At 55.5% G+C, this 22438-nt stretch carries 23 protein-coding genes; 9 read left to right on the forward strand and 14 right to left on the reverse strand.

Going from position 1 to position 22438, the window contains the following annotated elements; genetic code table 11:
• Positions 1–39: 39 nt before the first annotated feature.
• The 3 genes from BD01_RS02165 to BD01_RS02175 form a co-directional block, all read right to left on the reverse strand.
• Positions 40–606: a CBS domain-containing protein gene (locus tag BD01_RS02165; protein ID WP_042689460.1), complete on the reverse strand. Its 567-nt coding sequence runs from the start codon at positions 604–606 to the stop codon at positions 40–42.
• Between the two features lie 257 nt (positions 607–863).
• The gene (locus BD01_RS02170; protein ID WP_042689462.1) at positions 864–1730 is read right to left on the reverse strand and encodes a DMT family transporter; all 867 of its coding nucleotides are present in this window, start codon (positions 1728–1730) and stop codon (positions 864–866) included.
• Between the two features lie 159 nt (positions 1731–1889).
• Complete coding sequence (locus BD01_RS02175) at positions 1890–3590, reverse strand: DUF2226 domain-containing protein (RefSeq protein ID WP_042689464.1); 1701 nt, start codon at positions 3588–3590, stop codon at positions 1890–1892.
• A gap of 117 nt (positions 3591–3707) precedes the next feature.
• On the opposite strand from BD01_RS02175, the gene BD01_RS02180 reads away from it, so the two are divergent.
• The gene (locus tag BD01_RS02180) at positions 3708–5171 is read left to right on the forward strand and encodes a DHH family phosphoesterase (RefSeq protein ID WP_042689467.1); all 1464 of its coding nucleotides are present in this window, start codon (positions 3708–3710) and stop codon (positions 5169–5171) included.
• On the opposite strand, the gene BD01_RS02185 is transcribed toward BD01_RS02180, so the two are convergent.
• The 5 genes from BD01_RS02185 to BD01_RS02205 are packed head-to-tail and all read right to left on the reverse strand — an operon-like array spanning position 5168 to position 7781.
• Positions 5168–5377 (reverse strand): PRC-barrel domain-containing protein, encoded by a 210-nt coding sequence (locus tag BD01_RS02185; protein WP_042689469.1) that lies wholly within the window; start codon positions 5375–5377, stop codon positions 5168–5170. The two genes, BD01_RS02180 and BD01_RS02185, sit on opposite strands and share 4 nt — an antisense overlap.
• Positions 5378–5421: 44 nt before the next feature.
• A complete protein-coding gene (locus BD01_RS02190) occupies positions 5422–5958 on the reverse strand; it encodes a hypothetical protein (RefSeq protein WP_042689471.1) in 537 nt (178 codons plus the stop codon).
• Entirely contained in the window at positions 5955–6590 is a 636-nt protein-coding gene (locus BD01_RS02195; RefSeq protein WP_042689473.1) for a DUF120 domain-containing protein, read from the reverse strand. Before BD01_RS02195 ends, BD01_RS02190 begins: the two co-directional genes overlap by 4 nt.
• Positions 6587–7168, reverse strand: coding sequence for an endonuclease V (locus BD01_RS02200; RefSeq protein ID WP_051482151.1), 582 nt, complete (start codon positions 7166–7168; stop codon positions 6587–6589). The genes BD01_RS02195 and BD01_RS02200 overlap by 4 nt, the downstream gene beginning before the upstream one ends.
• Positions 7161–7781, reverse strand: a complete 621-nt coding sequence (locus tag BD01_RS02205) for a translin family protein (protein WP_042689475.1) — start codon at positions 7779–7781, stop codon at positions 7161–7163. Before BD01_RS02205 ends, BD01_RS02200 begins: the two co-directional genes overlap by 8 nt.
• 327 nt (positions 7782–8108) lie before the next feature.
• On the opposite strand from BD01_RS02205, the gene BD01_RS02210 reads away from it, so the two are divergent.
• Positions 8109–9326 (forward strand): methionine adenosyltransferase, encoded by a 1218-nt coding sequence (locus tag BD01_RS02210; protein WP_042689478.1) that lies wholly within the window; start codon positions 8109–8111, stop codon positions 9324–9326.
• Between the two features lie 44 nt (positions 9327–9370).
• On the opposite strand, the gene BD01_RS02215 is transcribed toward BD01_RS02210, so the two are convergent.
• A complete protein-coding gene (locus BD01_RS02215; protein ID WP_042689481.1) occupies positions 9371–9583 on the reverse strand; it encodes a hypothetical protein in 213 nt (70 codons plus the stop codon).
• Positions 9584–9711: 128 nt separating this feature from the next.
• On the opposite strand from BD01_RS02215, the gene BD01_RS02220 reads away from it, so the two are divergent.
• Complete coding sequence (locus tag BD01_RS02220; protein ID WP_042689484.1) at positions 9712–10359, forward strand: metallophosphoesterase; 648 nt, start codon at positions 9712–9714, stop codon at positions 10357–10359.
• A 149-nt stretch (positions 10360–10508) separates the two neighbouring features.
• Positions 10509–10973: a hypothetical protein gene (locus BD01_RS02225; protein WP_042689486.1), complete on the forward strand. Its 465-nt coding sequence runs from the start codon at positions 10509–10511 to the stop codon at positions 10971–10973.
• On the opposite strand, the gene BD01_RS02230 is transcribed toward BD01_RS02225, so the two are convergent.
• Both BD01_RS02230 and BD01_RS02235 read right to left on the reverse strand, forming a co-directional pair.
• On the reverse strand, positions 10970–12139 hold the full coding sequence (locus BD01_RS02230) for a pyridoxal phosphate-dependent aminotransferase (RefSeq protein ID WP_042689489.1): 1170 nt from the start codon (positions 12137–12139) through the stop codon (positions 10970–10972). The genes BD01_RS02225 and BD01_RS02230 overlap by 4 nt on opposite strands.
• A gap of 93 nt (positions 12140–12232) precedes the next feature.
• Positions 12233–13381 carry a DUF763 domain-containing protein gene (locus tag BD01_RS02235; RefSeq protein ID WP_042689491.1) on the reverse strand — a complete coding sequence of 383 codons (1149 nt, stop codon included), beginning with the start codon at positions 13379–13381 and terminating at the stop codon, positions 12233–12235.
• 163 nt (positions 13382–13544) lie between these two features.
• On the opposite strand from BD01_RS02235, the gene serK reads away from it, so the two are divergent.
• The 3 genes from serK (at position 13545) to BD01_RS02250 (ending at position 15584) form a co-directional block, all read left to right on the forward strand.
• Positions 13545–14273, forward strand: a complete 729-nt coding sequence (serK, locus tag BD01_RS02240) for an L-serine kinase SerK (protein WP_042689492.1) — start codon at positions 13545–13547, stop codon at positions 14271–14273.
• Positions 14274–14438: 165 nt separating this feature from the next.
• On the forward strand, positions 14439–14870 hold the full coding sequence (locus BD01_RS02245) for a DUF835 domain-containing protein (protein ID WP_042689494.1): 432 nt from the start codon (positions 14439–14441) through the stop codon (positions 14868–14870).
• 39 nt (positions 14871–14909) lie between these two features.
• Positions 14910–15584, forward strand: coding sequence for an HAD family hydrolase (locus tag BD01_RS02250; protein ID WP_042689495.1), 675 nt, complete (start codon positions 14910–14912; stop codon positions 15582–15584).
• Here the strand turns inward: BD01_RS02250 and BD01_RS02255 are convergent.
• The 3 genes from BD01_RS02255 to lonB form a co-directional block, all read right to left on the reverse strand.
• Entirely contained in the window at positions 15561–16901 is a 1341-nt protein-coding gene (locus tag BD01_RS02255) for an SUF-like minimal system protein SmsB (RefSeq protein ID WP_042689498.1), read from the reverse strand. The genes BD01_RS02250 and BD01_RS02255 overlap by 24 nt on opposite strands.
• A complete protein-coding gene (sufC, locus tag BD01_RS02260; RefSeq protein ID WP_042689501.1) occupies positions 16898–17638 on the reverse strand; it encodes a Fe-S cluster assembly ATPase SufC in 741 nt (246 codons plus the stop codon). Before sufC ends, BD01_RS02255 begins: the two co-directional genes overlap by 4 nt.
• Before the next feature lie 102 nt (positions 17639–17740).
• Entirely contained in the window at positions 17741–21067 is a 3327-nt protein-coding gene (gene lonB / locus BD01_RS02265; RefSeq protein ID WP_042693108.1) for an ATP-dependent protease LonB, read from the reverse strand.
• A gap of 112 nt (positions 21068–21179) precedes the next feature.
• Here lonB and BD01_RS02270 point away from each other — a divergent pair, with 112 nt between their 5' ends.
• Positions 21180–21971, forward strand: coding sequence for a DUF2666 domain-containing protein (locus BD01_RS02270; protein ID WP_042689502.1), 792 nt, complete (start codon positions 21180–21182; stop codon positions 21969–21971).
• Between the two features lie 63 nt (positions 21972–22034).
• Positions 22035–22421 (forward strand): RidA family protein, encoded by a 387-nt coding sequence (locus tag BD01_RS02275; RefSeq protein WP_042689504.1) that lies wholly within the window; start codon positions 22035–22037, stop codon positions 22419–22421.
• Positions 22422–22438 lie beyond the last annotated feature (17 nt).

Below are 22438 nucleotides of genomic sequence, written 5' to 3' on the forward strand. Positions count from 1 at the left end.
GAGGGAAGGGTTTTTAAAGTTGTGGTCGGGGGAGAAAAGTCAGGTTTTGCCGACCCTGAAAAGGTCAACCCGCGTTATGATTCCGACTATCTTGCCCTCCCTGTTCTGGACGAGAACCGCCGGATGGTCCTCCAGGAGGTACTTAACGACCTCCAAATCCTCGTCCTCGTTGACTATCGGGAATGGCTCCTCCATCACCTCCATGACCTTGCGGTCGTAGATGTCCTCGTATTCGAGGCTCTGTCTGACAAGTGTCCGCTCCGTCACCGAGCCAACGACCTTGTTTCCAGAAACGACGGGAATCTGGGAGATGTTGTGCTCGTTCATCAGCTTGATGACCTTCTCAACCTTCTCATAGGGCTTGACGAAGATTACCGGCGAGGACATAACGTCCCTCGCTCGGGGCTGGGCCTTCTTGCACTCGAGAAGGGCCTGGAGGATTCGATTCAGCGTTGAGAGCCTCGGGTCAACTTTGCCGGCCTCAAGCTTCGCTATGTAAGCCTGCGTTACGCCGGCTTTTCTGGCGAGCTCCTCTTGAGTTATGCCGAGCTCCTTTCGAATTCGCTTGATTTCCCTGGGGTCAATCGGCCGGGGGATGACCACCATAAATAACCACCGGTTATTAAACGCGCCCAGGGGTTATAAGCCTTCCTCAGAAGGGCGTCGAATTGTGGGCCGGGCACAGAGGCCCGCGCTCATTCGCTCACGCGGGTGGATGCTCCCGGCCCTGTGGGCTCGGCGTGAGCACGCTCCGCTCATCGAACCCGACTACCTCGCGGAGGCGGGAAAACCGAGCCCGTGCGAGGAGACGAGTTGTCCCCTCGCTGTCGGCGGTTAAGAATAGAACGGGGGACTTAAAAGCTTTAGCCGATGGATATGAGAATCACGCCGAGGACCGCTAAGATGAGTCCCTCGAATATCCTCGCGTTCGGCTTCTCCTTCAGCAGGAGAACCGCGAGCAGGGACGCTATTATCGGGTTTATCGCCGAGACGGGAGCGGCTATCGGCGAGCCGACGAGGGAGACCGAGTAGACGAAGAGATACTGGCCGAGGATTAGGCCGAGAACCGCCGCACCGACGAGAACTAGGGCTTCCCTTTTGCTTATATTCCTCACTTCCTCCCCGTATCTCGGGAGGAAGACCGAGACCCCGAGGGCCGCGAAGACCATTCTAACTCCTGCCAGCTGAAGCGATGGTATGCTCTTCGTCAGGTAGTCCATTATCGTTATGGCGACGCTCCACGAGATTGGTGCTATGAACGCGAAGATGAAGCCGAGTCTGTCGGCGTGCTCCTCTTCCTCGGCCCTCTTGACGATTATTATCGCCAGAACGACGAGAACCGCTCCGATGATTACGTGGGGCTTAACAGTTCTGCCGAGGAAGAGTATCGCCCACAGGATTGCCCACAGCGGATATGTTGAGGTTATGGGCACGGTTCTTGACACGCCCATTCTCTTCAGGGCGTTGAAGTAGAAGTAGTCGCCGATAACGAAGCCGAACTGGGCGGATATGAAGGCCAAGATGAGCAACCTCGCGGGGAGCTTAAAGACGCTCAGGTTTCCGGTGAGCGCGAAGATGAGCAGGAAGAGAGTTGAGGCAACGTAGAGTCTGAATATGTTGGCGCCGATGGGGGAGAGTCTTCTAAGCCCTACCCTGACGAGTATGGTTGATGAAGCCCATGAGAAGGCCGATGCGAGTGCCAGTGCAACTCCGAGGATTAGCGTTTGCATGGTTCCCGCTCCGGGTGAAGCCTTAAAAAATTAGCGCTTTAACGTTTAGATGAAAGTATGAAAAAGGCCTTAATAATCACGCGCCAACTATCGGCGATGATGACCTCGGCAGGGCTGACGTCAGGATGATGACGATCTTGAGTGCTGAAAATGGAAAGGTCAGCGGAGGATTACGTTTATCTTCTTTGGCCTTATTGCAACGCTGTACTCGCTTGAGACGTCGCGGATGATTCTGTTTATCGTTTCCGTGATATCCCTCTTTATCCTCTCGTCCGAAACACCCGAGTACGCACCGAAGAGACCGCCAACGCTCTCCTTGACGAAAGAGGCTTCGATATCAACGTAAACCGTCGAGCCCTGAATCTCGTGGTTGAGCTTGAGCCACTTGAAGGTAACCCTCGGTATAAGCTTGAGCTCGGCGTGGATTCTGTTCTTGAGGGTTTCTATTGCCGGCTCGATTCTGCTCCTCAGCAGGGTCTCCTCGGCTTCTTTCTTCTTTTCCTCGGTGAGCGGGGCGAGCTCCTCTATTCCCGCTTCCTTCAGAAGCCTCTCGACTTCCTTCTCAAGCAGTTCCTTCTTGGCAAGTATCTCCGCCGCTTTTCCGCTCGTTACCGTCTTCTTCGCCGGCGCTGGTCTCTTGAGGGACCTCTCCACGAGCTCAACTTCAACGTTGTGGACGGTTATGTAGCGGTTTATTGAGCTTGAGAGCTCCTTGGCGTGCCTGCTGAGAATCGTTCTGATGGTTTTCTCCGTAGTCGCCTTGTCAAAGGGACCCTCGACGGCAATGGAAAGGTTTATCTCGAGCTCCCTCCTGCCCTTTATGTCAAAGTACGCCTTTGTGACCTTCATTCCGGCCGTTTCAAGCTCTTTGACGACGGTTCTCGCGAAGTTGCTGAAGTACGGCCAGACGTCTTCGAGAACCGAAAGCTGAATCCTTCCGTCCTTCGTTACGGCTCCGGTCTTCTTCTTGTCCTTCTCAACTATCTCCTGGGGTCTAGCCTCCTCGCCGTTGAGAACGACGCTTATGTCCCTGAGTATGGGCTTGTACTCGGCCTCCCTGAGGATTATCGGCGCGTGCTTGCTGACGATGTGGAACAGCCTCTTCTCGGCTATCTCAAGGCTTCTCTTGTCCGTGCTCTCGGAGCTTCCGTAGACGTGAACGTTGAGGTAAACGACTCCCTCACCTACGTTTGCGTCAAACTCTATCCTGTTTATTGAAACGCCCCTTATCCTACTCGCCTCTTTGATGATGTTCTCAGCGTACTTCTTGAAGGCTTCCTCTGGGATTCTTCCTCCGGTGAAGTTAACCACTATCTCTGGCTTTCCTCCAGCGGGTTTCGGAGCGGGTTTGGGGGCCGGTTTGGGGGTGGCGGTTGGAGCAGGTTTTTCCTCAATCGTGGGTTTCTCTTTGGGCTTTTCCTCTGGAATCTGTGTCGGTTGTGGTCTGGGAACCTCAATTTTCGGTGGCTGAACTGGCCCACCGGAGAAGAGCTCCTCCAGAGGTATCTTGGGGGTCTCAGAGTAAACGTCAAGGTTCTCAGCGATTGAAAGCTTCATTTCAATCTCGTCGAGGGAGTAAACGTCAACGACCATTGGCCTGCCGAGCAGAGATTTGAGAAGGTTGACTGCATCCTCTCCAATCAGCGTTTGCTTATTGTCAACTATAAGGCATTCCACCGCCAAAACCTTTGAGCTATCGAAGAGCACCGTTATGTAGTACTTCGCGTTCTTGTCCTTGGCGAATATCTTGAGGAAGGCTCCCTTGCCCTCACTGAGGGCTTTTTTGATGAGTTCATTGAGCTCGCCCGCCGACGTTACCACGACGTTCTCGACGAGCGGTGCCTTGTCCGGTAACTGCATCTCCACCACCATTAGCTATATATATCTCTATCCGCTTAAAGAACTCGGAAGGAATTCACGGCTTAGTATATCAAAGCCCCTATTTAAACATTGTTGTGCAGAAAACGGGTGATGCTGATGAGAATCCTCATCCTCGGTGGAGGGGCCCTCGGACGCTCGATAGCCGAGGCACTCAAGGGAGAGTTTGACATAGTCATCGTTGAGAAGGACGAAATCCGCGCGCGAGCCCTGGAAGAGAGCGGTTTCCACGTCGTCCAGGGCGATTTCTCCTACACCGCTACCCTCCTGAAAGCTGGAGTTGAGAAGTCGGAACTCGTAATAATCACAACCATGGACGTTGATACAATCAAGAAAACTGTCTACGTAATCCGGACCAACAACAAGGAGGTTCCCATTCTCACCGTTCTCCCTGATGAAATCAGCCTTGAGGAGCTCACCGAGAGCATAAAGGAGAGCTTTGAAGCCGACGTCAAAGTTGATTACGCCATCTCCCCGAGAACCGCCCTGAGGGATGCGCTCATCGGTATGGTGAAGCACATCGGCGAGCGGAAGAACGTCAACCTTCTCGTGAAGAAGCTCCGCGAGTTAAAGAACGAGAGCGATTCCCTTCTCATAGTCATGCACGACAACCCCGACCCGGATTCCCTTGCGAGCGCCGCCGCACTGAGCGTCATAGCCCAAACGCTCGGCTTCAAGACAAAGATAGTCCACGGGGGAGAGATAACCCACCACGAGAACCGGGCTTTCGTAAATCTCCTTGGAATCGAAGTTACACGCGTCTCAAGGGGTTCCTACGAGCTGAAGCGCTATCCCTTCATAGCACTCGTTGACTGTCAGCCCAACGGAAACCTAACAATCCTTGAAAGCTCCGACTACGGCAGGATTAAAATCGTCATAGACCACCACCAGGTTCTCCAGCATCTCTCGGACGTCATCCCCGAGGACGCGTTCCTTGACATCAGGCCGGACGTTAACTCCGCTTCGTCCATCCTGGTCGAGTACCTCAGGGGACTCAACATCTCGGTTTCGCCACCGCTCGCAACTGCCCTCTTCTACGGAATCTACATAGACACGAAGAAGTTCTCGAAGCTGAGCCCCGTTGACCTGAAGGCGATAGAGTTCCTGGCCGGTAAAGTTGACTACGAGCTCCTCGACAAGATTGAGCACCCAGACATCAGCACGGAAACTGCCGAAATCCTTGCGAGGGCCATAATGCACAGGAGGATTTACAAGAACGTCATAATAAGCAACGTGGGCTTCATAACGAACCGTGACGCCCTCGCGGAAGCCGCTGACTTCCTTCTTCGCCTTGAGGGGATAACAACGGTTCTCGTCTTCGGCATAGTGGACGACAAGATTGAGATTTCCGCGAGGACGAGGGACGTCAGGGTAAACATCGGTGCGGTGATGAAAGAGGCCTTCGGCGAGATGGGAAGCGGTGGCGGTCACGCCAGGGCCGGCGGTGCGAGGATAAGCCTCGGAATCTTCAAGCTCGCCAAGGACAAGAACTCCCTGCTGAAGCTCGTGGAAGAGGCTGTCACAGAAAGGTTCTTGGAAGCGTTAAAGGTGAAAGAGGGTTAATCCTCCTTCGCTTTCACGAGAACGATGTCGCCGATGGCCGTGACGCGGTCGTAGGGAACTCCGACCTTTTCACCGGGCAGGACGAGCGCGAGAACCTTTCCCCTTCCCTGGTCAATATCGATTAGAACCTCATCAACGTAACCAACGTAGTAGCCCTTTGTGTTGTAAATCTGCTTGCCGTAAAGCTTTGAGAGCCTCATCACCATTTCAATCACCGCCTTAGGTTATCAATGAGCATATTTAAGCGTTGCTACTTGCCTTTCTTGCCGAAGTTCCTGAACTTCTCGAAGCCCCACCTGCCGAGCGCTCCAAAGAAGGTGAGCGCCATCGCACTGCCGGTGACGATGAGTATCGCGGTAACTCCGTGCTCCACCGACTGCAGGGGGCCGTAGTCTTTCAGGAGGAGCAACACCGCAGACGCCCCTCCAAGGTACGTCGCGGGGCTTAAAAGGGCGTCCGTGAAGTTCGTGGGCTTGATGAAGAGGCTCGTTCCGAGGACGATTCCAAGCATTACGTTGGCGAAGGTCGCGTTTATTCCCCTGTTCGCCCACCAGAGGGCGAGGGCGAGCGTCACAACCGCGCCGAGGACGAAAGAAACGGCCGAAGTCCTGAATTCCCATTCTTCGTCGGCCCTCAGGCCGAGAACGGCTCCAATGATGAGACCCACGTAAATTCCGTATGCGAAGAGCTGGTTTTCGTAGGGCCCGTAGGCGAAGACCGCCAGGAGAAAACCGAAGAACGCACCAACCCCTGCAAACGTTAGAGTTGCCCCTACGTTGACCTTCATTCTACCACCTCAATCCTAATCCTGTCGCCGTCGTTGAGGCCGAGCTTTTTCCTCAGGTTTACCGGTGCCACTATCTCGGCAATCTTTGGGGGATGAACCGTTCTCGAGGGTACCACAATCGCCCCCTCAACGCCGTCAATCCTCACGCGGTAAGCCTTGACGTCGCCGAAGGTCCTTCCCTCCTTGGTAAAACCGGGGATTATAACGGGCCTCGCGTTGCAGAGGGCATCGAAGACCGTCTTCGGAAAGAGAACTCGGACGTTCAGCGTTCCGGGATAGGGCTCAAATCCAAGGTACTCCCTAATCAGAGGCGCGTACTGCCTGACGTAGTAGGCACCCTCCCCGAGGCCTGAAACAACCTCCCCGACAATTACGCCGGTCGAAAGGGCCTTTGAAATCTCGTCGCAGAGCCTCTGAAGGAAGCTTGCCCCCTCCGGTGTTACCTCTATGAGTGTCTTTTTACCCTCCACGTTTCTCTCGATTAATCCCTCTTCCTCCATCTCCCTGAGGAGCCTCAAAACGGTTTGAGGTGAGACCTCAAGCTCGTCCGCGAGCTCCCTTACAGTAACCCTTGTCATCTTTCCTACCGCTCCCCTTCTCGCGAGGGAAACGAGGAGTTTTATGTTCTTCATCTTCTCACCTTCGAGAGCTTATCGGCAATCCTGAGCGGTTTTGGATAGCCTTCACCAAGTGCCTTCACGACTTCAACCGCCGACCTCAAATCGACCAGATGTCCGACGCTTACATAAGCTTTTCCTACCCTTTCGTAGAGGTTCTCCGGCACACCGCGGAGCGGTCTCTTCGCCACGCCAATGACGGGCCTTCTGAGGATTAGTCCGATGTGGGAGGCCAGCCCGTAGCCCCTCGGGTGCGCCCTCCCGTGGCCCTCAACAAGAAGAACGTCGAAGTCCGCGTTTTTGACGACCCTCAAAACGGGCATCGTCTCCCTGAGGAAGAAATAAGTGGGGATGTAAGGAAAAGCTACCCTGACCCTAACCGTTCTCGTCTCGATTGGCTCGCACTCTGGAAAGGTGCATATTACGAGGGCCGAGACCGCATCATCTTCCCTGTAGGAGACGTCAACCGCCCCGACGGTCTTCACCCTGCTGAGGTCGAGTGGTCTCTCGACTATCCTTCTTGAGAGCCTCCTCTGGAGCTCGGCTATCTTTTTGAGTTTTTCGGTAATTAGGTAATCCTTTAATTCAGTCATTCTTTAGGGCCTTCTCAAGTTTCTCCTCAAGGCTCCTGTTGAGCTTGGCCCTCGTGAGGTCCTCAAGGGTTCTCTCCAGGGCGTAGCGGGCCTGGTCTTGCTTCTGTCTCACGTTAACAAGCCCCTTTGGATACTCAAGCGTTATGAGGGCGTTGTAAACCCTCTCCATCTCGCGGTAAACCGTCTCCGCGGTGTCGAGGTCTCCCTCAAGGAGCCTGTGGAGGAAGTACCTCCTGAGCTCACCTATGAAGTCCCCAACGCCGAGAACGTAGTCCGCCTCGGGAACACCGAGCTCACCTGGAGTTGGATAGGGCCTTCCGCGAACGTAGCTGAGGAGGAGGGACGCTTCAACGAACTCCTGGTGGGCGGTCTGAACGTAGCCGGAGTAGTAGAGGTCCGGGTGGTTTTTCAGCGTCTCCCTCAGCAAGTTCACCCGCTTTCCGGCTTCGCTCAACCGTTCCTCCGCAAGGTTTAAGTCGTTCCGGTGGACGGCTTTGACGGCGTCCCCGCTGAGTCTCACTATTTCCCTCGTGACCTTGAGCGCCTCTTCCCTCAGGGAATCCTTCTCATCAAGAACCTTTCTAACTGACTCGATTATCGCCTCTATCTCCATGTTCCCACCAGAGGAAGTTGGAGAACGGACTTAAAAATGTGGGCCCGACCCATCCCCCACCATCATCGAAGGCGTCGCCAGTCTCCGGCGGTCCGGAGGAGGCGGGCCCTGTCCGCCCGGCATCGTCCACGGGACTTCATCGAAGGCTCAGCCCACTCCGTCCGGCGGGCCAACCGGGCGGGACCGTCGTAGAAAATTCTTCGGCCAAAATTTTAAGACTTTCGAAGTTAATAACTCTCAGGAATGTTAGTTTTCCTAATTCATGCCGAAAATTATATAAGTAGTTCACCTGACCCGGCTTTGCTAAAAGGAAAGGTGGTGACGCTCATGGCTGAGAAGGTTAGGAACATCGTCGTTGAGGAGCTCGTCAGGACTCCGGTCGAGATGCAGGAGGTCGAGCTCGTCGAGAGGAAGGGCATCGGCCACCCCGACAGCATAGCCGATGGTATAGCCGAGGCCGTCAGCAGGGCCCTCAGCAGGGAGTACATCAAGAGATACGGCATAATCCTCCACCACAACACCGACCAGGTCGAGGTCGTTGGAGGTAGGGCCTACCCGCAGTTCGGCGGCGGTGAGGTCATCAAGCCGATTTACATCCTCCTCTCCGGAAGGGCCGTCGAGATGGTTGACCGTGAGTTCTTCCCGGTTCACGAGATAGCGATAAAGGCCGCGAAGGACTACCTCAAGAAGGCCGTCAGGCACCTCGACGTCGAGAACCACGTCATTATTGACTCCCGCATAGGACAGGGTAGCGTTGACCTCGTTGGAGTCTTCAACAAGGCCAAGGAGAACCCGATTCCGCTCGCCAACGACACCAGCTTCGGTGTCGGCTACGCCCCGCTCAGCGAGACCGAGAAGATAGTCCTCGAGACCGAGAAGGTTCTCAACAGCGACGAGTTCAAGAAGGAGTGGCCGGCCGTCGGCGAGGACATCAAGGTCATGGGCCTTAGGAAGGGCGACGAGATTGACCTCACCATAGCGGCAGCAATAGTTGACAGCGAGGTCGCGAACCCCGACGAGTACATGGCCGTTAAGGAGGCCATCTACCAGAAGGCCAAGGAGATAGTTGAGGCCCACACTGAGAGGAAGGTCAACATCTACGTCAACACCGCCGACGACCCGAAGAACGGAATCTACTACATCACCGTCACCGGAACGAGCGCCGAGGCAGGCGACGACGGTAGCGTTGGTAGAGGAAACCGCGTCAACGGCCTCATCACCCCGAACAGGCACATGAGCATGGAGGCCGCGGCCGGTAAGAATCCCGTCAGCCACGTTGGAAAGATTTACAACCTCCTCTCGATGCTCATAGCCAACGACATCGCCGAGCAGGTCGAGGGCGTCGAGGAGGTCTACGTCAGGATTCTGAGCCAGATAGGAAAGCCCATTGACGAGCCCCTCGTCGCCAGCGTCCAGATAATCCCGAAGAAGGGCTACTCAATTGACGTTCTCCAGAAGCCGGCCTACGAGATTGCCGACGAGTGGCTCGCCAACATAACCAAGATACAGAAGATGATTCTCGACGACAAGCTGAACGTTTTCTGAATTCCTCTTTTCTTCTACTGTTCTGGAGTCCAAAAGTTTAGAAGTCAGTAGGGAGCGCTCTGCTTCAGGGCTCTGAGAAGTCTGGCTTCCTCTTCCATTATGGCGAGCTTCTCGCTCTTAACTTTCGCGAGCTTAACGGCAACGTTCTTCTTCTGTTTGGCCATCCTGACGAGCCTTGCCTCCTCAAGGACGAGGAGCTCCTTCCTCTTCTTAACGACCTCAAGCCTCCTCTGGAGGATTGACTTAACCCTCTCCATGGTATCACCTACTCCATTAGGGGGCCCTAAACCTTATAAGGTTTTCGGTGAACGCCAAAGTTCATTTCGTCAATCAGCGAAGTAAAGCTTAAGCGCATTCAGTCTTCCCGGTTACGGGGGTGAAGGGGATGAGGCTCGTCGCGATAACAGACCTTCACGGCAATGTGAAGATGAGCCGAAAGCTCGCCGAGCTAATTGCAGAGGAGAAGCCGGATATCCTCCTAGTAGCGGGCGACATAACTCACTTTTCGGGAGCCGAAACTGCCAGGAAGGTTCTCCAGCCCCTCCTTGAGACGGGCGTTCCGATACTCTCGGTTCACGGCAACTGCGACGGCAGGGACGTTCCGGAGTTGCTCGACGAACTCGGAATCTGGGTTCACGACAGGAGGAGAGAGCTCAACGGAGTTGGCTTCGTCGGAGTTGGGGGTTCAAACATAACGCCCTTCAACACAATCTGGGAGCTCACTGAGGATGAAATTCGAGAAATCCTGCTGAGGAACTACCGCCCCGGCGATATAATTCTCTCCCACGTTCCGCCGAGGGACACGAAGGCTGACCTCGTCCATTCCGGCCTTCACGTCGGAAGCAGGGCCCTCAGAGAGTTCATCGAGGAGAACCAGCCGCCGCTTGTCATCACGGGCCACATCCACGAGGCGAGGAGCGTTGACCATGTTGGGAAAACGGTAATCGTGAACCCAGGCCCGCTCTTCAGAGGGTACTATGCAGAAATAATCTTGGCCGATAATGTCATTAACGTTGAACTGAAGTCCCTCTGAAGTGTTCGTCATTCTTCCCATTTACTTTGGGTCCTGTTTAGTGGTAATTTGGAAACTACCACTTGATAATCATAAAGTCTGTCGCCCGTTCAACACCTACATAAAGAAAGGTTATAACAAATTACCTCAACCCCCACGCGGTGGTAGTTGTGGAAGCGATGAGGGTGAAGCTGCCCGAGGAGACGGTTAAGCGCCTCAGGGCTGATTTGAGAGAGCTAAGAAGGGACATTCAGCGCCTGATGGTGGTTGATAACTATCCTCTCCTTCAAAGGCTTGAAAAAGGCCCCAGTCCCGCCGATTGGGCAACATTCAGTGCCTACCTGCGGATGATTCACCTCAGTGATGATGTAATTCCCCGTGAGGTCAGGGAGCGGATTTCGAGGCACAGAAAGAAGTTTTTAGATGAAATAAACAAACGTCTTGCTAAGACCGGTGGGGGCTACTGGGTGACGATTGAGAACGGTGATACCTTGCTCAACTATTACGATGAGGGGGGCGGTCTCCAGAAGGTCAAGCTTGGCTACGTTGACGTCATGAACATACTCGGTGCGAGAAACGTTGACAGAGTCGTTGAGATAATAATAAAGAGAAGCAGGGGGATTTTTGGAGATTAAACGAGCTTTTTCTCCCTCAAAACCTTCTCCATCCTGTCCATCGCTTCCTCAAGCTGCTCGTAAGCTGTTGCGTAGCTTATCCTTATGTACCCCTCACCGGCCTTTCCGAAGGCCGAGCCCGGAACGACCGCGACCCTGGCTTCCTTCAGCATCAGCTCGCTGAACTCCTTGTCAGTTAAGCCCGTGTCCCTAATCCTCGGGAATATGTAGAACGCTCCCTTGGGCTTAACCGTCGGAAGGCCCATCTCGTTGAGGCGCTTCCAGACGAGGTTCCTCCTCCTGTCGTACTCCTTCCTCATCTCTTCGACCGCCTTCCAGCTCCTCTCGTCCTCGAGGGCCTTCGCGGCGGCGTACTGGACGAAGGTAACCGGACAGGTGGCGTTGTACATCTGGAAGCGGGTCATCTTCTCGATTATCCAAGCCGGGGCCGCGACGAAGCCGAGGCGCCAGCCGGTCATGGCGAAGGTCTTGGAGAATCCGTTTATGGTTATCGTGCGCTCGAACATGCCGTCGAGAGATGCTATGCTGTGGTTCTTGACGCCGTCGTAGACGAAGTGCTCGTAAACTTCATCGCTGAAGACGATGAGGTCGTGCTCAACCGCGAAGTCTGCAATCTCCTCAACGTCCTTCTTGGTCAGAACCGCGCCGGTCGGGTTGTTGGGGGTGTTTATGATGAGCGCCCTGGTTTTGTCGCTCACGTGCTTCTCAAGGTCGTCAACGGAAAGGCGGAACTCGTTCTCCTCGTAGGTCGGGACCTCAACCGGTTTTCCTCCGGCGAGAATAACGGCCGGAGCGTAGCTGACGAACATGGGACTCGGGATGAGGACTTCTTCCCCGTCCTTGAGGAACGTTGCAAGGCCCATAATAAAAGCCTGGTTCGCCCCAACGAGCACCATTATCTCGCTCTTCGGGTCGGCCTCGATGCCGTTCTGCTCCTTGAGCTTCCTCGCTATAGCCTCGCGGAGCATCGGCAGGCCTGCGTTCGGGCCGTAGTGCGTCATGCCCTTGTCAAGGGCCTCCTTGGCGTACTCCTTTATATGCTCCGGCGTGTCAAAGTCCGGTTCGCCGATTCCAAGTGATATGAGACCCTCAACGCCCTGGGCAAGGTCGAAGAGCTTTCTAATCTCAGAAGGGTTGACGAGTTCGAGTCTGTCGCTCAGCGCCATGAACCTCACCGCTCTTCCTTCTCGCCAATGTTTATAACCTTACCTGGACGAAAAGATGAACATCGAAGTGCTGATATGGACGTTGAGGTATATCTAGGGGGTTGGAGTTTTCTCCTCGCTGGGAAACTTCCAGTTCTTGGTAATCTTCGCGACGTTTCTAACGATTGCTCTCTCCTCGCGGTTTCTCTCGACGAGCTTCTCGAGGAATGAAATTAGGTCGTCGTAGGTTCCCCTCTCGACCGGGAACGGAACGCGGTCCTTTCCGCCAACGGCGTAGGTGAACTTGAAGGGGTCCGGCGGGTGCGTCACCCTGTCCTTCCAGCTCGGGGGCGTCTCGTAGACCAGCTCGACCACGAGCGAAAGTGCCCTCAGCGTGCTCGGCCCGAGCCCCTTGAGGAGAAGAAGTTCCTCGTAGTTCCCGACGCCCAGCTCCCTCGCGAATTCAAGGGCTCTCGCGTTGAGCTCCAGCTTCCCAAGGCTCTCGTAGCGCTTTAAAATGACCCTCTCATCGACGTCCCTCGGGCGGTAGTACACCAGCGGGCGGTAGCCCTTTGCGATGGCCTTTATCGTCTCAACCTCGCGCGCCACCTTCTCCGGCCCCTCGCTCACGAGGTCGAGGAGCGTCTTCTGAAACTCCCTGGAGTCATTTGAAACCGTGTTGAGGGCCAACTCGGCGCGGATTCCCGCTATCGCCTTGTGGGGGTCGAGGGTGAATGTTTCGGCGTCAAACCAGTGGTAGCGCCTCGCGAGTTTGGCTTTCTCGTTCATTCCCTGCTGTACCACCGCCCAGTTGCCCTCTTCATCGAGAAAGAAGGCGTGGTGGTAGAGCTGATAACCTGCCTGAAAGGCAACGGTGTCAACCTTCGCGACGAGCCGGGACGTTCGGATGTAGGGTTCCGGGTCGAGTTCGTAGCGCTCCGCTATGGTTTTCAGCTCCTCCGGCGTTCTTCTGCTTGCTTTCCCTTTGCCACCTGCCACCTTAACGCCAAGCTCCTCCCGCGAGAGGGCCTCCTTTATCATGCCCACCGTCACCGTCGTCGAGCCCGAGGAGTCCCAGTCCATGCCGATGAGGTTGTTGAAGGCCTGGAACCAGACCGGGTCGGAGAGCCTCTCGAGGAGGCCTTTCGTGCCGTACTCGTCAACGGCGAGTATTAGAACTAGTCTCGTCAGCTTCCTCATCCTCTGAGCGAGCCACGCGGGAACATGGCCGCCGTGGAGGGGCAGTTCGGCAACGTTCCGCATTGAAGTTGAATAAGCCTTCGGGGTTTTAACCCTTATCCCGATAGATTTTTCGAGTTTTTCGGATGAGTCCTACGAATCTCCATAAAAGTGTTGGAGTTTTCAACGGAAAGCCTTTTTATTGAGCGGTTCGATTCTCATCTGCATAGTCATGGGGGGTTTGAGAATGGGAGTTGAAAAGGTTCCGAAGTACGACATCCCGACGGTCAAGGTGGACTACGTTTTTATCGAGCTTGACAAGATGAAGCCCCACGAGCAGCTCGTCCAGAAGGAGCTTGAGGCCTTCATCGAGAGCGTCACGGGAAGTGGCCTCTTCTGGAAGCCGATGCTCCTCGCGAAGATTCCGGGAACGGACGAGTACCTTATCGTTGACGGCCACCACCGCTGGGCCGGCCTTCAGAAGCTCGGCGCGAAGAGGGCTCCTTCAGTCATACTCGACTACTTCAGCGACGACGTTAAAGTCTACACCTGGTACCCGGCCTTCAAGGGCGACCTCAATGAGGTCATCGAGAGGCTCAAGAGGGAGGGCCTTGAGGTCGTTGAGGACCCCGAGGCCGAGGAAAAGGCCGAGCGCGGTGAGATTGCCTTCGCCATCGTCGGCGAGAAGGTTTTCGCGATTCCCGGAGGTCTTGAAGAGCAGAAGAAGGTCAGCAAGGTCCTCGATGAGATGAGCGTTGAGGGCAAAATTGAGCTCATCTACTACGGCCTCAAGGAGGACGCAAGGGAAGACATGGCCAAGGGCGAGATTGACTACGTCTTCATCAGGAAGGCCCCGACGAAAGAGGACGTCATGGAGCTCGTCAAACGCGGTGAGGTCTTCTCGCCGAAGACGACCAGGCACGTTCTGCCGTTCAACCCGGACAAGATTGACGTCAAGCTCGAGGAGCTCTTCTGAGTTCCAACAGGTTTTTAAATTTTGCATCTTTTATTCATTAGCTCCGATGACGATGGATTAACCGGCTGACGCGTGATGACATCGGCCTTGACTGAGGGCGCACCTACATAACCACTTACAAAAAAGGGATATAAACTCCAGCTCCCAAAACTGGACGGTGGGAAAATGCTGAAGGCGCTCGCTCCCCTTCTCGCGGGGGCCCTCGTGGACAGGCCCGGAATCGGCCATTTTAAAATAGTCCGCTCCATCAAAGAAGTTCCAGAGGAGAGGGCCGTCGTCGTTGGCAGGGCTGGCTCAAGGGTTCCTCGGGGATGGGAGCTCGTGACCGTGAGCGCCGCGAGGGGCTTCTTTGGCCCAAGGGAGCTCCACAGAATCCTTGAGGGCATCGTGGCAAGCCTTAAAGGTGACCCCGATAAGGCAATTGTCATAGCCTGTCCCGAGTACCTAGCGCTCCACAACGGTTTCAACGCGCTGATAAAGTTCCTAAACGACGTTCGCGACTACGCGATTCTCATGGGGGGCAGGGTTTACCTCGTCACCGACGAGCTCGCCTGGGACCCGAGGGAGTTTGCCCTTCTAAAGAGGCTCGAGGATTAGGCCTTTAAACCCTCTCTTCCAACTTCTCTGGGGGTCGTGATGCTTCGAGGTCTAATCTTTGATGTTGACGAGACTCTCGTCTACTATGAGGGTTACAACCTGAGACGTTGGTATGAGGAGGTCGGAAGACCTGCGATGGAAAAACTCGGCGTGGTTCTCGACTGGGAGACATTCAGGCGGATTGTTAAGGGCGAACTCTCGCGAACCTACGTTGAGCGCTTTGGAATAGGCCACGTCGAGTTCTGGAAGGCCATGGACAGAGCCAACAGGGCTTACCGTGAGAGGCTCCTTCGTGAGGGGAAAATCAAGCCGTTTCCGGACGTTGGGGCCCTTGAGGAGCTGAGAAAACTCGGACTGAAGATGGGGGCGGTCAGCAACGCCTCCCAGGACAACACTGAGCTCGTTCTGAAAGCTTTTGGCCTCGATAAGTATTTCGACGTAATCTTTGGAAAGGATTACCGCTATCTCGACGGCGTTAAGCCCAACCCGTACCTAATCAAAAAGGCCCTCAATGCCCTTGGCCTGAAGCCGGAGGAGGTTCTAATCGTTGGCGACAGCTCCAACGACGTTTTGGCTGGAAAAAACGCGGGTATAAAGACGGTGAACGTCGTCCGCTTTGAAAAAGTCCCGGGAGCGGACTACTACGTAAAAGACCTGTGGGAGCTCGTTGAAATGGTGAAAAATTGGAGCTCACATGCCCCCGCTGACCGCTAGCTCTATTATCTTCCTTATCTCGACGAGGAACTCCATCGGGATGTCCTTGAGCATCGGTTCGAGGAAGCCCTTGACTATGAGCTGTGTCGCCTTCTCCTCGTCGAGTCCCCTGCTCATGAGGTAGAACAGCTCCTCCTCGCGTATCTTGCCTATCGCTGCCTCGTGGCTCAGCTCGGCGTCGTCAACCTTGCTGACCAGCCCGGGATAGGTCTCCATCGTGGCCTTGTCGCTGAGGAGCAGGGCATCACAGCTTATGTGGCCCTTCGTCTTTGGTGCTTCTGCCCTTATAATTCCGCGCGTTATCACCGTGCTCTCGTCCATTATGACGGCCTTGCTCGCGTTTATTCCCCCGGCGCCTTTGCCCTGGAGGTACATCTCGCCCCCAAGGTCCACGAACCAGTCCTTCTGGCCGAGCAAGATACCGTTCAGCTCGACGTAGCCGTTCTCCTCCACCCAGTACTTCGGATTTGCGACGTTGCTCTTGCCGGTTCCGAGGCCGACGGTGGTGTTTATGAAGCGCGCCCCCTTTCCTATCTTTGCCCTCGTCATGGGCCTCGTGTGGACGTACTCCGGCCAGTTCTGCAGAACGGTCAGCTGGCCCTTCGCTCCCTCGTGGAAGTACGCCTCCGTCATGTCGAGGTGGAGCGAGTGCTTGACGAGAATTGGAGCGGTACAGCCCTCTATGAGGTGGAACTCCGTGTTCTTCTCGGCGATTATGATTATGTGCGGTGCCTGGGCCAGTGCGCTCTCCTGAATCAGGAAGAACAGGTGGAGCGGAAACGGAACCTTGAGGCCCTCCTTGACGTAGAGGAAGATTCCACCGTTCCACACGGCAGTGTGATAGGCCGTAAGCTTGCTCTCGTCAACGCGGAAGAGCTTGAGGAAGTGCTCCTTGACGAGGTCGGGATACTTTCTCACCGCCTCCTCGGTCGGAAGGACTATCAAGCCCTTCTTGGCCCACTCCTGGAGGAACTGGTTGTAGATGACCCCGGTGTCGGTCTGAACCGCTAAGCCGGCTATGTACTTCTGCTCGACCTCGCTGATTCCAAGCCTGTCGAGGAGAGCCTTCATCTCCGGTGGTAGGTCGTCGAGGCTCTCGATGTTCTCTGACAGGCCCTCGACTTCCGGTTTTGCTATGAACTGGAGCAGTTCCTCCTCGCTTATGACCGGGTCGTTCAGCGGGGCCCTCTCGAACGCTTCTAACGCCTTGTACCTTATCCTCGTCATCCACTCCGGTTCCCTGTTCCTCTTCGCGAGCTCCTCAATCTGGTTCTCGATTATAGCCTTGGCATCGCTCATGGTTATCGTTTCCGTCATGCTCCCACCTCCTCGAAGATTCCGGCGAAGCCTTCTCTGTCTATCCTGTCAACGAGCTCTCCCCCGCCGGTCCTCACAATCCTGCCGTCCTTCATGACGTGGGCGGTGATTCTGTTTTTGTCGATGTGCTCGAGGATTCTGCCGTAGTGGGTAATCAGGAGTATCGCGGTTCCCCTCTCGTGGAGCTCCTCAATCTTCCTGCTGATTACGCTGAGCGAGTCAACGTCAACACCGCTGTCGGGCTCGTCCAGAATCAGGAGCTTCGGCTCAATGAGAACCGCCTGGAGGAGCTCAAGCCTCTTCCTCTCGCCGCCGGAGAAGCCGACGTTCACGTAGCGGTGCAAATCCTCCTCTTTGAACCACAGCTCCTTCGCCTTCTCAACTATAAGGTCGTAGGCCTCCACCGGGTCGAGTCCCTTGAGCTCAACCAGAACCTGCTGGAGGAAGTCAATTATCCTAACGCCCTCGACCTCGGGCGGAACCTGAAAGGCCAGCAGAATCCCGCGCTTGGCCCTCTCGTCCGGGCCGAGTTCGGTTATGTCCTCGCCCTCGAAGAGAATCCTTCCGTTCCTGACCTCGTACTTTGGGTGACCCGATATCGTCAGGGCGAGAGTTGATTTACCGCTCCCGTTGGGCCCCATTATGACGTGGAATTCGCCGGGTTTGACCTCGAGGTTGACCCCCTTGAGTATCTCCTTGTCCTCAACGTTCACGTGAAGGTTCTCAACTTTGAGCATTAGCTCACCCCCGTGGGTAACGTAGATGGGACGTTTTTTAAGCATTACTGGACACGGATGTGAATTCCAAGAGGGGGAGAAACGAAAAGTAGAAAAGACCGCTCAGTGGGCGAGTGGAAGGGTCTCGCGAATCTTTCTGAGGAGCTCGTCCTTGGCCGGCGAGTCCTCGAGGGCTATCTCAAGCACCTCGTCAATCCGCTCGACCGGGTAAATCTCTATTTTCTCGGCCTTGTCCGGGCTCAGGAAGACGTCCTTCTCGTTGGCCTTGGGGATTATGACCTTCTTTATGCCGGCCTCTATGGCAGCTTCAATCTTCGGCGTCGCACCGCCTATCGGCAGGACCTCACCGCGAACGCTGAGCGAGCCCGTCATTGCAACGTCCTGCCTTATCGGAATGTTCTCAAGGGCCGAGATGACGGCGGTGGCAACGCTTATGCTCGCCGAATCACCTTCGACGCCCTCGTAGGTCTGGAGGAACTGGACGTGAATATCGTACCTGCTGATGTCCTCGCCCTTGTAGCGCTTGATTATGGCCGAGACGTTCTGAACGGCCTCCTTCGCTATCTCTCCGAGCTTTCCTGTGACGATTATCTTTCCTTCTTCCTTGCTCGCGGCGGGAGCAACAACCGCTTCAATCGGCAGGACGATACCGCTCTCCTCGCCGATAACTGCCAAGCCGTTGACGCGACCGATTTCGCTCCCCTCGCTCTTTATGACCTGGTACTCCTTCTTCCTCTCGATGTACCAGTCCGCGAGTTGCTTTTCAAGGGGCTTGGCGAGCTTGAGGGCCTCAAGAACGTCTTCCCGCTCGACAATCTTCTTGCCCTTCTTTATCGCGATGTCTCCGGCGGCCCTCACTATACCGCCGAGGTCGCGGAGGCGTAGCGTTAGGTGGCCCTTCCTGCCGGCCCTCTTCTGAGCTTCGCGAACGATTTCCTCAACGGCCTCGCGGGTGAAGTGCGGAATCTTGCCGTCGCGCTTTACCTCCTGGGCAACGAACTGGACGAGCTTTCTCCTGTTCTCTATCGTGTCCGGCATCGTGGTTCTCATGTAAACCTCGTAACCGTAGCCCCTAATCCTCGAGCGGAGCGCGGGGTGCATCTTCTCTATCGTGTCGAGGTTTCCGGCGGCAACCAGTATGAAGTCACAGGGAACCGGCTCGGTCCTCACCATGGCACCGCTTGAGAGCTCGCTCTGACCAGTAATCGGGAACTTCTTCTCCTGCATCGCGGTGAGAAGGCTCTGCTGCATCTTGAGGGTCAGCGTGGCTATCTCATCTATGAACAGGACGCCCTTGTGGGCGCGGTGTATCATTCCCGGCTCAACGCGCTCGTGGGCCGGGGTTCCAAGGCCTCCGGAGTTCTTGACGAAGAGGCCGTTGGCTATTAGGTTGCCCTTCTCCGTCGTCAGGTTGTAAGTTACCTCAACTTCCTCCCACGTCTCGATGAAGGCCCTCCTCTCGCCCTTCTTCACGCGCTCGAACCATTTCCTGAGCTCGTCGAGCCTGTCGGCGTGTCTCGAATCGCCCGCTTCGTTCAGGTACTTTTCAACTTCGGCGATGAACTTCTCCCTCTTCGCTGGGGAGAGGCTTATCGGAACAAACTCAAGGAACGTGAGAACGTTGTCTATGGACTGCGACAGGATGAGCCTGACCTTGTGCTTGCCCCTTGCTTCATCAACCCTGACCTTGGCGTCTATTCCAAGGAGGCCGAGGTGCCACGCGAGCTCCTCGAAGAACGGCAGCTTGTTGTCGAGCTCCTCCGTAAGCTGTGCCACTTCAAGCGTTCCGTTGAACTTTATGCCGTCCTTGTAGCGGGCGAACCTCGGAACGCTGCCGTCGCCACTGTAAAAGCCGTCGAAGAAGGCCAAAAACAGCGATGGCCTGAGCTTGACCCACCACGGGAGTTCAAGCCTGACCCTTGTCTTGTTGCCGACTGGAGCACCGAGGGCCACGAAGAACCGTATAATCCTTCTGTCCCAAGTCCTGAAGAGAACGCTACTGCCCTTTGCCTCCCTGTTCTCCTTGATTTCGTAGTCGAATTCGCCAAAGAGCTCCTTGAGTGCCCCAACAAACCTCTCAACGGCCTCTTTCTCGCTTGAGATGAAGCTCAACGTATTGAGGTTCCTGTCGATGTTGCCGTCGCTGAAGAGCGCCCCCATCAGGAGGGCGACCTTCTCAAGCCTCTCGTCGTCGCTTCTTAGGGGTAGGAGGCCGAGCCCCTTGAGCTCCTCCGCCATCTTGAGGGATTTTGGCTTTGCCCCCTTCTCCCACCAGCGGAGGGTGCTCGCCTTTATTCCGAGCTCCTTCGAGGCCCTCTTGTAGCCGTGGCCTGTCCTCTCGCGGTGCTCCATCCAGCGGAAGTAGTCCCTCAGCTTGTCCTCCTCACCGTAGGTTCTGGCTATCCCGAACTCGTCGAGCACCACAACAGGAACACTGATGAGCTCGTCCCTTTCTGTGAGCTCCCCGACTTCTTTGAGCCCGCTGGGGGTGTAGACCCTGTGGTCGGGGGTTAGGGCGAGCCAGTAGTCCTTCTCAAGGTTGACTATCCTCCTCAGCCTCTGCTTTCCAACCCTCTTGTTGGCGTAGAGGAGCTTTGTGAAGCCTTCTCTGGTGAGGACTTCAACGTTCTCATCCCTGAAGTCGTGGTAGATTACCCTGACGTCTCCGTCCATTCCTTCACCCGACGGGTTTTTCAGGGCATTCTCGACGAAGTTCCTGAGCTTTACGGCCCTGACCTTGCCGTTTTCCCTGATAACAACGCTCTCATTTCCGCTAAAGCACTGGAACGGGTCATGTCTTACGTCTCCAAGCAGTGCACCTGCGTGCGCTCCCGTTGCGTCTATGAACGGGGCCTTGGTTCTTCCGCAGTTGTCAACGAGGAGCTTGGGAACGAGGACGGTGTTCCTGAAGCGCATGTTCGAGAGCGCCATCATGGTGAGGATTATGACGAAGATTCCCATGAGGAGCGTCGTTGCCGTGAACTGCAGGAAGAGGGCGAACATGACGGTGAACATGACGAAGAGCAGTATGTAGGACTTCATGCTCTCCTGGCTCTTTGCCTTCTCGCGGTACTTCTCGACTATCCTCCTACCCTGGCACGCCGGAACAGTTTTGATTTTGGGCATGTTCTCGTCTTCTGGATTCGGGAAAACGAGAATGTCTTCGAGGTTCTCTGTTGGAAGGAGCTCCGCCATCGCCTGGCCGAGCATGGACTTGCCCGTTCCCGGTTCGCCGATTAGGAGGACATGCCTCCTCTGGGTTGCGGCGGTTTTTATGACCTCAACCGCGTGGTCCTGCCCGATGACCTGGTCTATGAGCTTCTCGGGAACCTTGATTTCCTCGGTCGTCTCAAACTCGACGCCAAGGTCCAGTTTTTCCCCGTACTCGCGCGGGAGGGGTTTTTCCTTAACCATCTCCTCCTCGCCCATCTCCTTTCCCTCTCTCATCTCTAAGACCCAATGAACCGGGCGATTTATAACCTTTTTCGACGGCGGTGGAAAAAGATAAAAGCCTGGACGAGAACTCAACTCAGGTGAGAGTATGAAGGTTGAGGAGCACGTTGCGTTCACGGCCAAACACGGGGACTGGAGCGTCGCCAAAAAGCTGACCGACATGGAGAACGAGGGGATAGCGCACTTTTTGGCCGGAGTTTCAAACACGGTCAACGCGAGGATTGGCGGCTACCTGAGCGATGCAGTAGACGTTGAAGGCATAAGGAAGCTCGCCGAGGAGCTCAGGAAGAGCTCACTGGCCGATACCGTCGTTGCCCTCAAGTCCCCCGGAACCGCGAGGAAGCTCGGCAACCTTGTGAACGAGACCGACAAGAAGCTCAGGAAGCTCCTCGTGGATGTTGCCAAGGCCTACCTCGTCAGGGAAACGCTCAGGCCCCTTGTCCCCATTGATTACCCTGAAGGAATCCTCGAAGGCGTTGACGTGGAGTTCCCCTTCGAGGATGAGCACGTCAACTTTACAGCCAAGCACGGACGCTGGATAGTCGTCAAGAGGCTCATCATAGACGAGAAGACCCCGATGCTCGACGTGGCGAGACTGCTCGCGAGCATAAACGAAACCGTTACCCTCAAGCTCCCCGTTTACGCGGACATAGACGTAGGGGGAATCGAGGAGGAGTTCTCGGCCTTCAAGAAGGTCAAGAAATCGGACATTCCAAAGGTCATAGAGGTTTACGAGGCGTTCGAGCCTTCACTCTACGCGGACGAGCCCTTCGAGGAGCACGCGAGGGTTTACGCCCTCAGGGTGGCGCTCGATAAAATCGGCCTCAACCTTGACGTTCCCGCCAAATCCCTCGAAAAGTACCTCGAAAAGAAAGGATGATGAGGCCGAGGACACCCGAGGAAACGATGAGGAATCTTCGCTTCGCTGACGGAGGTGATTGAGATGGAGAAGAGGGTTGTCTACACGGAGAAGGCCCCCAAGCCGATAGGGCCCTACAGCCAGGCGATACTGGTCGAGGGCGGAAAGTTCCTGTTCGTTTCCGGCCAGATACCGATTGACCCAGAGACCGGAGAGATAGTCGGCGAAACCATCGAGGAGCAGGCCGAGAGGGCCATAAGGAACATGCTGGCGATAGTTGAAGAAGCAGGGGGAAACGCTGAGAACGTGGTCAAGGTTACCGCCTTCCTCAGCGACATCAACGACTATCCAAAGTTCAATGAGGTCTACGAGAGGTTCTTCTCAAAGGCGAAGCCCGCCAGGGCTGTCGTTGAAGTGGCCAACCTGCCCAAGGGCGTTAAGGTCGAGATTGAGTGCATCGCCGTCCTCTGATTCTTTCCCTTTTGAGG

Origin of the sequence: Thermococcus nautili, from assembly GCF_000585495.1 — an archaeon.
In the GTDB taxonomy this organism is placed as follows: Archaea; Methanobacteriota_B; Thermococci; order Thermococcales; family Thermococcaceae; genus Thermococcus; species Thermococcus nautili.

Coding starts and splice junctions, on each gene's coding strand:
- BD01_RS02165 (WP_042689460.1), bottom strand. CDS start 606: ATGGTGGTCATCCCCCGGCCGATTGACCCCAGGGAAATCAAGCGAATT.
- BD01_RS02170 (WP_042689462.1), bottom strand. CDS start 1,730: ATGCAAACGCTAATCCTCGGAGTTGCACTGGCACTCGCATCGGCCTTC.
- BD01_RS02175 (WP_042689464.1), bottom strand. CDS start 3,590: ATGCAGTTACCGGACAAGGCACCGCTCGTCGAGAACGTCGTGGTAACG.
- BD01_RS02180 (WP_042689467.1), top strand. CDS start 3,708: ATGAGAATCCTCATCCTCGGTGGAGGGGCCCTCGGACGCTCGATAGCC.
- BD01_RS02185 (WP_042689469.1), bottom strand. CDS start 5,377: ATGGTGATGAGGCTCTCAAAGCTTTACGGCAAGCAGATTTACAACACA.
- BD01_RS02190 (WP_042689471.1), bottom strand. CDS start 5,958: ATGAAGGTCAACGTAGGGGCAACTCTAACGTTTGCAGGGGTTGGTGCG.
- BD01_RS02195 (WP_042689473.1), bottom strand. CDS start 6,590: ATGAAGAACATAAAACTCCTCGTTTCCCTCGCGAGAAGGGGAGCGGTA.
- BD01_RS02200 (WP_051482151.1), bottom strand. CDS start 7,168: ATGACTGAATTAAAGGATTACCTAATTACCGAAAAACTCAAAAAGATA.
- BD01_RS02205 (WP_042689475.1), bottom strand. CDS start 7,781: ATGGAGATAGAGGCGATAATCGAGTCAGTTAGAAAGGTTCTTGATGAG.
- BD01_RS02210 (WP_042689478.1), top strand. CDS start 8,109: ATGGCTGAGAAGGTTAGGAACATCGTCGTTGAGGAGCTCGTCAGGACT.
- BD01_RS02215 (WP_042689481.1), bottom strand. CDS start 9,583: ATGGAGAGGGTTAAGTCAATCCTCCAGAGGAGGCTTGAGGTCGTTAAG.
- BD01_RS02220 (WP_042689484.1), top strand. CDS start 9,712: ATGAGGCTCGTCGCGATAACAGACCTTCACGGCAATGTGAAGATGAGC.
- BD01_RS02230 (WP_042689489.1), bottom strand. CDS start 12,139: ATGGCGCTGAGCGACAGACTCGAACTCGTCAACCCTTCTGAGATTAGA.
- BD01_RS02235 (WP_042689491.1), bottom strand. CDS start 13,381: ATGCGGAACGTTGCCGAACTGCCCCTCCACGGCGGCCATGTTCCCGCG.
- serK (WP_042689492.1), top strand. CDS start 13,545: ATGGGAGTTGAAAAGGTTCCGAAGTACGACATCCCGACGGTCAAGGTG.
- BD01_RS02245 (WP_042689494.1), top strand. CDS start 14,439: ATGCTGAAGGCGCTCGCTCCCCTTCTCGCGGGGGCCCTCGTGGACAGG.
- BD01_RS02250 (WP_042689495.1), top strand. CDS start 14,910: ATGCTTCGAGGTCTAATCTTTGATGTTGACGAGACTCTCGTCTACTAT.
- BD01_RS02255 (WP_042689498.1), bottom strand. CDS start 16,901: ATGACGGAAACGATAACCATGAGCGATGCCAAGGCTATAATCGAGAAC.
- sufC (WP_042689501.1), bottom strand. CDS start 17,638: ATGCTCAAAGTTGAGAACCTTCACGTGAACGTTGAGGACAAGGAGATA.
- lonB (WP_042693108.1), bottom strand. CDS start 21,067: ATGGGCGAGGAGGAGATGGTTAAGGAAAAACCCCTCCCGCGCGAGTAC.
- BD01_RS02270 (WP_042689502.1), top strand. CDS start 21,180: ATGAAGGTTGAGGAGCACGTTGCGTTCACGGCCAAACACGGGGACTGG.
- BD01_RS02275 (WP_042689504.1), top strand. CDS start 22,035: ATGGAGAAGAGGGTTGTCTACACGGAGAAGGCCCCCAAGCCGATAGGG.